The following is an 8,487-nucleotide window of genomic DNA, read 5'->3' on the forward strand; positions in this document are numbered from 1 at the left end:
CTGTTGGTTGTCCGCTTGTTTTTCATGTCATGCTTGGCGTATCCAAGAGAGGACTCGATTTCAGCTTCCAGCATTTCTTGGATTGTGTCTGCGAATAGATCCTTTAACGCTGACTGTACGTCGTCCACTGACTTCATGTTTTTCTCTTTGATCCACTGCTTGATCTGCTCTTTTGACATCATAAAAATCTCCCAACCTTTCTACTCCTAATTGTAGTTTAGAGGTTGAGAGTTTACACAAAATATTTTACAGACTCGCGTCCTCGGTAATTGCCGGGACGCTCTCGATCTTTACTCAAATTTGTTTTTACACCGGAAATGCAACGCTACTTATTTGTTTTCCTCCAATCATTATGAAACGATCCTGTCCGTGAACGTAATAGCTCGCGAATCTAGAACCACCGGAGGCCTCCGGCGTAGCCCGTTAAAGTTGAGCCCGATCTACGGCACACGGGCCGATGCGGCGCGGCGGGAAGCCTCGCTGGTTATTTTTTCGACAAAACCTTTTTCATAACGTCTTTCAATTCCGAATCATCTCTTGGAGAAAAAATCATTGCATGAAGTATTTTCGAGCCTTCAACTTTTGTCCAATCTATCTGATACCCAGCTTGTAAAGCTAAGCATCGAATAAACTCGCGCTGAGTTCTGCCGTTTCCTTCCCGAAATGGATGGAGGACATTAAGTTCGGTTAGATAGTAGGTTAGCTTGTCCACAAAGTTATCAAAAGGTAATTCCTTCAGAAAACCTTCTTGCTGCAGTTTGTTTAGCAACTCATCGGTTTGCTCATGTAAGAATCGTGCTGTTGCAAAACGGAAATTGCCTTTTGAAATGTCTTCGTCCCGTATTTTGCCTGCAAAGGGGTAAACATCTCTAAAAATAAATTTGTGGATATCACATAAATGCTTTTTATCGAACTTTCCTTTTAAGGGTCTTAGATAAAGAGCTCTTAATCGCTCAACTGTCACCATTCGTTCAAATGCATCAAGCTGAGCTTGTTCTTTAAATCCGGGAAGATTGATCAATGCTTCACTGCCGGGGTAACAATACATAGAATGCGCTTGTTCATCCATTTTTTGCGATTTCCTTGGCTCGTGCTAAAAACTCGCTATACGTCATTTTCCCCTCCGCACGATCCAACAATAAACGATCTTCCTGCGGTGTTAAAAAGAGCCCCTCAATCTCCAAGGACGCTTTCGCATTTAATAGAGCACGTCGCAACTTTTGCTGTGAGTATCTTTTCAAGACGATCACCCTTTTCCTGTTGCTTCGCAAACTTACTACATGCATATGCATTTAAGTTTGTCCCCCTTGCAATCTGAATATCCCATTACTCCCATTATAACAAACATATATGCTTCGTTGCGCTCCTTCCCCAATGACTTGATTGCATTCGGATTTATCATCAACATGGTTATAGCAAGGCTAAATGAGTTGAGAACAGGGTGTCTTAAAGCTATATGATATGGTTATATTTATTATCTTAAGGAGCTTAGAAGCACCTTCCAAAATATAAAAAAACACCCTTAAAGGGTGCCTTATTTTATGTATGGTGGAGGCGGGGGGATTCGAACCCCCGTCCGAAAACAGCGATACATAAGCATCTCCGAGCGCAGTCACTCATTTGAGTTTCGGTACCGGATTCGCGGAGCGACGCGCTGACCCGTTACCTAGCCTGATTGATCTTCTTCCATTGGCCCCAGGCGGAGGCCTCCGGCGTAGCCCGTTGAAGTTGAGCCCTATCCACGGCACACGGGCCGATACAGTGGTAGAGCCTCACTGGTTACTAGGTTGTACAACACAAGAAGTTTGCTGATTACGAAATAATACCTCCCCAAAGACTGAACAGGTTCATGAGTGTACTAACGAAACTTCATTCACTCAACAATGCTTCACGTAAAGCCTTTAATTTAGCAATATCTGAATCAATAATTTTTATAGCACACTCGATGCAAAAATGTTCATGTGTCCTGCCCACTGTTAATTTCATCCTCTTGTCGCCCTGATTGAGTATGTGCGTTTTCACATGCTGACACTTATGGCTTTTAAGTGTCATGTCAACACTTACTTTCTTCAAAAATGATTTTGGTCTAGGCATCACAAAACCTCCGAGGAGGCATCCTCAATAATTTGCTTTAAGTTTTGCCTTATCATTTGCAACTCTTGCAAGCTTAGTTCATTTCTTGATCCTGGTTTTTTGCCAATAAACTCAGATATTTTCCGGTCTATTGCAGATTTCAGAATTACAAAGTTGGTTTTTCCAAGATGCCTTTTATCAAGTTCGCGGCCTTGTGGATTGATTCCCTGTTGCCTTAAAATAAATCCTGTTTCATTCCTCACCAGTTCATCCAACGCTTGTCTGGATGCTTGACGCTGTTTTTGCTTTGTAGTCGGTACAGGTTTATGTTCATATGCAGTACGCAGATCGTCCAGAGTTACACCTTTTTCCTGTAATAGTTGAATCGCTTTTTGAACCTCAGTATCTTCAAGAATCAATGGGATTTCTTCAACAAGTAGACCTCCTTGTCCTTTAATTTCAACTTGATTTGCCTTCCTCTCCCGTGATTTAGGGATGATTTCTATTTCCGTTGCATCACCAAAATCTAAGCTCTCCATGGGCAATAACTGATCAAAGAATTCTCTATCTGCTTGACTATACTCCTGGAAGTCGCTCCATAATCTAGCAATATTTGAACCAGCATGAAACACTACGGTTCCTTGATTATTGCTACTTTCAGGGGCATTTTGATCAATAGCCCTCATAATACGGCCGACGAATTGAACAAATGGCGAAAGCTCTCTGAATACACTAAACACTGCGGCTACGCTAAGATGTGGGTGATCAAACCCTTCCCCCAGTTTCCGAACCTGAACAATAGCATCAAGTTGATGATTTTTAAGCTGATCTAATACCCGAGCATTTTCGCGACCGTCTTGCAAGCTATGCACATAATCAGCACGTAGACCTCTTGCTCTGTACGCTTCAACAACCTGAATACAGTGCTGATAGTTGAGTGCGGAAGCAATTATCTTATGACGAGGGTTTTGCGAGTCTCTCCTTATTTTGTTGAGAGCCCTTATGGATGCATCGACGATTGTAAACAGGGTTTCTTCTGAAGTCACTATACTTCTTCTAAAATCAGCGTCTTCTTCACCAAGTCTCCGAACTTCTTCGAGATCGACTTCTACCTCTCTGTTATCCTCTCTCCGGACGTATTTTAACGTCTGCGGGTTTAATACTACCGCTTTAAGTTTCTTGACGTATCCTTCTTCTATGGCCCGGACAATCGGAAACGAATAAATAATCTCTCCCGACATTAGCTGACCATCAGATCTTCTTGGGGTTGCACTATAATTTACGATTTTTGCTTCTGGAAATGCCTCTCTAAGGATATTCCAGCTCTCAGCAACATTGTGGTGAGCCTCATCAAATAGTATTAAATCAAAAAAATCTGAACCAAGTGACCTTAACCAACGATTGTTATTTCCTTGCAGTTGCTGAATGTTGGTAATTACAACGTCAGCCTCTTCCAAGTCACTAATATTTGTTGTTATACCTCTAATTTCTGCTGGTTCTGGATATACTTGGCCTTCAAGCACTCGACATTTTATATAAAACATATCTTCTTTGGTTGGATCAAAATCTTTATATAACTGGCTTGCAATGTTAACACCAGGTGCAATAACCAGCGTCCTTCTTGAATTAACTGCAAAAGGCGTTAATGTAATAAGTCCCGATTTACCGCATCCCACGGGTAGGATTATTGACGTTTCCCTTATTTCAGGACGGCTTGTATAATGTTCAAAAATCTTACCATATGCTTCTTTCTGCGGTATTCTAAGCTGAGGATTTCCATGAATATTAGGTTCAACGTTTTGAAAAACTCCTGCCATTCTCTCCATCAACTCCTTTACCAAGCACAATAACCCAAGTATATCCAATTTGCATTAATCACACAATTAGTTCGCTTAAAAATAGAAAATACTGCGTTGTAATTTCTGTAATGATATAATGAGTCAAGACATTTGCCGTCCAGAACTTCTTAACCAATATAATTGGAGGAAAGTTATGAGAGCACTTGAATTATTCGCTGGAGCGGGAGGACTTGCTCTTGGGACAGAAAAAGCGGGATTTGAGCACGTTGCCGTTGCCGAGTGGAATGCGGATGCCTGCTCAACACTGCGTAGAAACAGACCTCACTGGAATATAATTCAAGGTGATGTCCGCCAACTTAATTATTCTGATATCGGAAGCAACATCGATCTAGTTACTGGTGGGCCTCCGTGTCAGCCATTTTCACTAGGAGGTAGACATAAAGCCTGGAATGACGAACGAGATATGTTTCCAGAAGCGATTAGAGCGGTGCGTGAGATCAGACCAAGAGCGTTTTTATTTGAAAACGTTCGTGGGTTAGCAAGACAATCGTTTTCTACATATATCGAATATATTATCCTACAACTTACCTATCCTTCTTTGTTACGTAAAACCAATGAATCATGGCAGGAGCACCTCTCTCGTCTTGAACAACATCACACAGGTACGGGTGGTAATAATCCCGAATATAAAGTTATTCCACCAAGAGTATTAAATGCCGCAGACTATGGAGTTCCACAACGTCGAGACCGGATTTTTTTCGTTGGATTCCGTGCCGATGTGAATGCTAAATGGAGCTTTCCAGAACCAACTCACTCTCAATATGCATTGCAAGTATCCAAGTGGGTTACGGGTGACTATTGGAGGGAAAGAAACATCCTTCCTACTCAACCGACCCCATCGTCCAAAGTAATTGCCCAACTATCACAAATCTCGATAGATAGTTTATTAACTCCTTGGGTAACATTACGCGATGCCATTAATGATTTACCCGATCCAAGGTTAAACACGGGGATTAGTAACCATGTATACCAGTCAGGTGCAAGGCCATACCCTGGACATACTGGTAGTCTATTGGACGAGCCTTCGAAAACACTGAAAGCGGGCGATCATGGTGTACCGGGCGGAGAAAATATGATTGCATTTCCTGATGGTACATATCGTTACCTCACCATTAGAGAATCTGCACGGGTTCAAACTTTCCCCGATGATTATACTTTCGAAGGTTCTTGGAGCGAGGCCATGAGGCAAATAGGCAATGCTGTCCCGGTAGAATTGGCGGCAAGAATAACCAAACATATCTATGATGCACTAATACTTGCTGAGCCTCAAAAACTTCATTTGAAAAGGTGTGTATAAAGTGTGTTGATCCCTGGGTTTGATGAATTTGAGCTTGATCTGGAACTTGCGTTTAAGCGGGACTTGCCCCCCTTTATCGAAAAGGTGATTGCGGCACCTTTAACCTATGTAAACGTTGAATCTATTCCGATCAAGAAAAACGGAGTTTACCTGCTTCTTCAGAACGACACTGTAATGTACGTTGGTAAAACTGACTCAAAGGCAGGATTCCATAGTCGATTGACCAGACATGCTACTCACTTGCAACATCGTAAGAATCTTGATCCATCATCTATAACATTTAAAGCGGTAGCTATTCCGGTTTTCAAAAATGCTGACCTCGAAAGTATACTGATTCAGCACTACGGGGCACCTTGGAATTTCTCTGGTTTTGGTGGAAATGATCCAGGACGGCAAAGAGACACACAGAAGCCCGCAGATTTCGACATATCTTATCCGATTGACGTTGATCTCCCAATCGAATTTATTATAGCGGGAACATATTCATGTGGTGAACTATTAAAACGTCTGTCCGCCAATCTGCCGTACACATTTAGATTCGAAAAACAAGCTCATCAAGAAGAGCTGAATACGCCTATAAATGTCCCATCAGACAATATGACAGTAAGAAGTCTCCTAACTTTGGTTATTGAACATCTACCAAAAGGTGCTTGGCAAGCGACAATTCTTTTTGGCCGAATTATCTTGTATAGAGAGCAACGGGACTATCCTTACTTTCAAGATATCATAAGAGCATGACCAGATATACCATTTAATCGAAATTCTCCTTATAGGTCTTCCTAAGGGTAAAATCTTAATATTTCGCGGTTTACCTCGAGATATCAATAGAAAAAGGAGGGGCTAATGCCTCTCCTTCGTATTTATCGGAGTAATTGTATAACTCCACTTGGTATTTTATTTGACTGCGCCAACAATGCTTGAGCCGAGTGAAACAGGATATTATTCTTAGTCATCTCCATAATCTCTTTAGCCGTGTCTGCGTCTCTAATTCTTGATTCTGCGGCAGTAAGATTTACGGCATTGTTCGAGACATTGTTATGAATATGTTCCAATGCATTCTGATAGGCACCAAACTTGGAACGCTCTGAGGAAACCTTGTCGATGGCACCGTCTATTTTCGCAATTGCCTCTACCGCCTTTTCACGAGGATCGACCTGAATTTGATCAATACCAAGTGAAGCAGTTCTGACATCCGACAGATCAACTTCAAATGTGTCTCCTGCATTTGCACCTACCTGCAAGATTACCTTTGGATTCACATCCTCCTCAATGGTGATAAGCTCTGGTACTGTAACTGTAGTTGTTGTCGTTACTGCTCTCATATAGTCAAAACGAATGGCAATATGTGAATCCTGAATGTTATCGGGATAATCAGCGAGATTATCGCCTAAGATTGCTTGTTCTGAGTGATCACCTTGTGCATCTGGTAATTTCCAACCCCCATTTGTTGTCTCGATTTTGTTCGCCCACATTTCAGTAATTCCATCATAGCCTGAAAGTCCATTTAACCTTACACCAGTAATATTGTTCCCCGGGGTATAACCTTGTGCGGGCCCATAAGCAGTCGTTTTGAATCCGTACCGGTAAATCTCAAACAGATATTTTTCTGTTGGTGAATCAGGTGGACTCCATTCCACGGACATAGGTAAAGAGGTAATCGGAATTGTTAGTTCATTCAATCCCGCGCTTCTCTCATAGATGGTAATACTGGTTGCTTTAGAAAGATCGACAACCTCCGGCACATATGTCGTTTCTGTTTTGGTAACAGTTTTTATGACCTCAATCGTTTTTGTGACCTTGCCGGAATCCGGCACATTCAATAACTTGATACCGTTAAACTCTGTATTGTTCGCTATTTCATCAATGGCTTTTTTGATCTGTTCGACCTCTTCCTGAATGCTTTGCCTGTCTTCTTTTGTCAGCGTATCATTTGCGGCTTGTATTGCAAGTTCTCTCAATCGTTGCAGATTAGGATTTTGTATCTCTGCGAGGCCACCCTCTGCGGTTTGAATAAGTGAAATACCGTCCTGTATGTTTCGTTGCGCCTGATCCAGTCCCCTGATCTGCGCCCTCATCTTCTCGGAGATCGCCAATCCTGCGGCATCATCAGCCGACTTGCTGATACGAATCCCTGACGACAGTTTTTCCAGTGTATTGGCGGAATTTTTATTGTTCTTCTGTAGTCTGTTAAGCGTGGTGATTGCAGGTATATTCGATTTGATTATCATCTCTTACACCCTCTGCTCCCTAATTGAACCTGAATCCTCCGATCATTACCGCCTACGGCGATACGACAGCGGAACATCCCTTGTAATCGCCCGGTTTCTCACTCAAGAATCAGCGCCGATAATTTTTACACTCATGCATTGGGCTAAAGTTCGTAAAAAAGACAGCTTTCTGGCGCAGTACCACAGTCAATGGAGTTTTCATCCATTACCGCCCGTGTGACTTATATTTATCCTGTCTTTCGGGAAATTGTAACCCTTCATAATTTATTTTTTAACATCAGTGCTATATCGTGTTGTACCATGATACCTCTGACTTCTAGTCAACGTTGCATCTTCAGCAACTATGGTTCCGCAATGTTAGGCATGGTCATTTCTCCCAACCATCGTGTAAGGAATTATCCAACTGCTGATTTCATTTTCTATGTAAAACAGTTAATCAGGTATAAATCTTGAATCCATAACCGATGCCCTCATCCCGCAAATCATCTCCATGAGGGCTATTGAAGGATAACAGATCGTTCTGTTTCGGCTTGATCTTGAAGATTTTTTTATAGTAATCCTTCATATTCGCGAACAGTTCTCGTACCTCGATGGAACTGTTACCCATGTAACCATTTGGATTGTAACAGTAAAACTCTTTTGGATTCCTGATGTCTGCAGGCATTGAATAGGGGAAGTAGTGATCTCCTCTGTAATAGACAGGTTCATCATTCGGTGATAACAGCCTCTTCTTGCTAAATATTCTTAGCTTTTTGACAGCACCTTGCCTGTCCCACTCATAGGAGATTCCCTCAAGATACCCCTCTCCTGCACCCTCGTTGAAAAACTTTTCTGCCCTGAACGAAATCTCTATAATTCCTGAGTAGCCTTCCATTGTGGCAGTTACAGCGTAGTACCTATTATGATATGTTCCATGTTCACCCATGTCTTCATATCGTTCCTGATAGAAAATAGATAGACTGCTTTCGGGCTTCCTGTTGCTGTTGACTGGTAGCAGTCTTAATGCTCGTGTCAAAATCGGTTGTAAAAT

At 42.0% G+C, this 8,487-nt stretch carries 6 protein-coding genes, 1 other RNA gene and 1 pseudogene; 2 read left to right on the forward strand and 6 right to left on the reverse strand.

All coding sequences use genetic code 11. From position 1 onward, the window contains the following. The 4 genes and pseudogenes from EDM54_RS27475 to EDM54_RS25540 all read right to left on the reverse strand — a co-directional run. A pseudogene (locus tag EDM54_RS27475) lies at nucleotides 1–188 on the reverse strand (IS256 family transposase); the annotation flags it as partial. 296 nt (nucleotides 189–484) lie between these two features. After that, nucleotides 485–1,069, reverse strand: coding sequence for a Fic/DOC family protein (locus EDM54_RS25525; protein ID WP_122959068.1), 585 nt, complete (start codon nucleotides 1,067–1,069; stop codon nucleotides 485–487). Between the two features lie 477 nt (nucleotides 1,070–1,546). Next, nucleotides 1,547–1,832: a transfer-messenger RNA gene (ssrA, locus tag EDM54_RS27480) on the reverse strand. Nucleotides 1,833–2,093: 261 nt separating this feature from the next. After that, on the reverse strand, nucleotides 2,094–3,890 hold the full coding sequence (locus tag EDM54_RS25540) for a DEAD/DEAH box helicase (protein WP_122959069.1): 1,797 nt from the start codon (nucleotides 3,888–3,890) through the stop codon (nucleotides 2,094–2,096). Between the two features lie 175 nt (nucleotides 3,891–4,065). Here EDM54_RS25540 and EDM54_RS25545 point away from each other — a divergent pair, with 175 nt between their 5' ends. Next, nucleotides 4,066–5,229: a DNA cytosine methyltransferase gene (locus EDM54_RS25545; RefSeq protein WP_122959070.1), complete on the forward strand. Its 1,164-nt coding sequence runs from the start codon at nucleotides 4,066–4,068 to the stop codon at nucleotides 5,227–5,229. A 3-nt stretch (nucleotides 5,230–5,232) separates the two neighbouring features. After that, nucleotides 5,233–5,967, forward strand: a complete 735-nt coding sequence (locus EDM54_RS25550; protein WP_122959071.1) for an Eco29kI family restriction endonuclease — start codon at nucleotides 5,233–5,235, stop codon at nucleotides 5,965–5,967. A gap of 122 nt (nucleotides 5,968–6,089) precedes the next feature. On the opposite strand, the gene EDM54_RS27295 is transcribed toward EDM54_RS25550, so the two are convergent. Both EDM54_RS27295 and EDM54_RS25560 read right to left on the reverse strand, forming a co-directional pair. Then, entirely contained in the window at nucleotides 6,090–7,457 is a 1,368-nt protein-coding gene (locus tag EDM54_RS27295; RefSeq protein WP_122959072.1) for a flagellin N-terminal helical domain-containing protein, read from the reverse strand. Nucleotides 7,458–7,893: 436 nt separating this feature from the next. Then, the coding region (locus EDM54_RS25560) for a hypothetical protein (RefSeq protein ID WP_221175485.1) at nucleotides 7,894–8,487 on the reverse strand (594 nt) is incomplete at its 5' end.

The sequence above is a fragment of the Brevibacillus borstelensis genome, assembly GCF_003710865.1.
GTDB lineage: Bacteria > Bacillota > Bacilli > Brevibacillales > Brevibacillaceae > Brevibacillus > Brevibacillus borstelensis.